Raw genomic sequence first — 1,996 nt, 5'->3', positions numbered from 1 at the left:
TCCAGAACCAATCGTGGTTCAAGAAGCGAAGCCGGCAGAATATCGGACTTTAGCTGATGGCACACAGCGTTTGATTGCACCAGCACAAGAAGAAATTACGAAGCCATCGTCACAAAAGACTTATAACTTATCAGTCGATCAATTGAAGAAAATGGTGACAATCTCTAATCAGCAGAATTCACAGGTCTTCTCAATTAATGTTAAGGCTAAAAATCCCAAGGAGGCTGCTGTTGTAGCCAACACGGTCGCTGATTCGTTCAAGAACAAGATTGGCGACTTTATGAAGATTAATAACGTATCCATTATTGATTCAGCCAAGGCAAGTAACGTACCAGTTGCACCAAATACAAAACTCTTTGCGTTAGTTGGACTTGTATTACTTGGTGGGTTAACATTCTTAATTGTGTTGGCAAAGGAACTGTCAGATACAACAGTTAAGAGTCCGGATGAAGTTTCGCAATTGTTTGGTCTAACGAATTTGGGAGCCCTTGGACACATCAAAAAGATAGGAAAGTTTGATATGTCAGCCAACATAGGTTCATCATTAGGTTATAACGCAACACATCCACGTTCGCGCTTAAGCCGTTTAAGTAAAGATTAGGAGAGTAAAATATGGCATTTTTTAAAAAGCGATATAAAACTGGTCGTGATGGTTTATCACGGGATACGATGATTAATGGGGCACGCTTGATTACAGCAGCAGAACCAAAAAATCCGGTCTCTGAGCAATTTCGAACGATTCGCACGAACATTGATTTTGCTTCCGTTGCAAAAGGTAATGTCAAGACTTTGCTTGTGTCATCGGCACTGCCATCTGAAGGTAAATCAACGATAACAGCTAACTTAGCAGTAGTTTATGCACAACAAGGTAAGAAGATCTTACTGGTAGATACTGACTTGCGCCGGCCAACGGTAGCATCAACCTTTGGCATTACGGATAACCATGGCTTGACAAACTATCTCGCCGATGTGAATAGTGATGCGCAATCAATTATTCATCATACACACATGGAAACGCTAGACGTGGTGACGTCTGGTCCAGTACCGCCCAACCCAGCTGAGTTATTGGCTTCTAGTCGGATGACAAACTTGATTGCTGAATTACGACAACAATATGATTTAGTTATCTTTGACGTGCCACCTTTCTTGATGGTGACTGATGCACAAGTGTTAATGAGCAAGATGGATGGTGTGGCTATCGTTGTGAGTGGGAGACACACAACGAAGGGCGCATTACAACGTACTTTGGATATGTTGAAATTAGCAGAAGCACCAATGCTAGGATTTATCTATAACGATCGTAATCGTAAGAAAAATTCAGGTACTGGTTACGGATACGGCTACGGATATGGTTATGGAGAGACTAAGTAGTTTAACTTGATTATTGGGAATGGGAGATAAGAATGGGAGTATTTTATAGAAAGTTTTTAAAGCGGTTTTTAGATATTATTGTGGCAATTACACTTGGTATTGTCTTAATAGTGCCGCTTTTTTTTGTCGCAATTTTAGTTAAGCTTACTTCAAAAGGACCTGTCTTTTTCAAACAGGAACGTTTTGGGTTGAATTCTAAACCGTTTACATTATATAAGTTTCGTTCAATGACTGACGGGGCACCAGTGAAAGCTAACTCAGAATTTAATGATATCACGAGCTATATTACACCTTTTGGTATGTTTATTCGGAAAACGTCGATTGATGAGTTACCACAATTACTTAACATTATAAAGGGTGACATGAGTTTCATCGGTCCACGGCCATTAGCTAGTACAGATGAGAGGGTACTAGCATTACGTAAAAAAAATGGTGCAGATCAAGTGCGGCCCGGTATTTCCGGTTTGGCACAGGTCAATGGGCGGAATAATATTACTGATGAGAATAAGGCAGCTTATGATGCTAAATATGCAAGCCAATTGAGTGTGCAACTCGATATTGTATTGATAATTGAAACCCTAGTCTCTGTTAGTAAGCGTGACGGTATATTTAAAGACAAAATGAC

3 protein-coding genes are annotated in these 1,996 nt (G+C 40.1%); all 3 read left to right on the top strand.

The genetic code is table 11. The features are described 5' to 3' along the window. Nucleotides 1-601 (top strand): YveK family protein (locus tag ACW12G_RS07710; RefSeq protein ID WP_455647688.1); only part of this gene is annotated, 601 nt, incomplete at its 5' end. 11 nt (nucleotides 602-612) lie between these two features. Next, nucleotides 613-1,371 (top strand): CpsD/CapB family tyrosine-protein kinase, encoded by a 759-nt coding sequence (locus ACW12G_RS07705; protein WP_270746960.1) that lies wholly within the window; start codon nucleotides 613-615, stop codon nucleotides 1,369-1,371. A 32-nt stretch (nucleotides 1,372-1,403) separates the two neighbouring features. Then, the coding region (locus ACW12G_RS07700) for a sugar transferase (protein ID WP_455647687.1) at nucleotides 1,404-1,996 on the top strand (593 nt) is incomplete at its 3' end.

It is taken from the genome of Leuconostoc sp., assembly GCF_965300815.1.
Note: the sequence above shows the minus strand (reverse complement) of the source record. Positions and strands in the feature narration are given on the sequence as shown.

Excerpts from the sequence above, each read along its gene's own strand:
- ACW12G_RS07705 (WP_270746960.1), top strand. The coding sequence starts at position 613 with ATGGCATTTTTTAAAAAGCGATATAAAACTGGTCGTGATGGTTTATCA.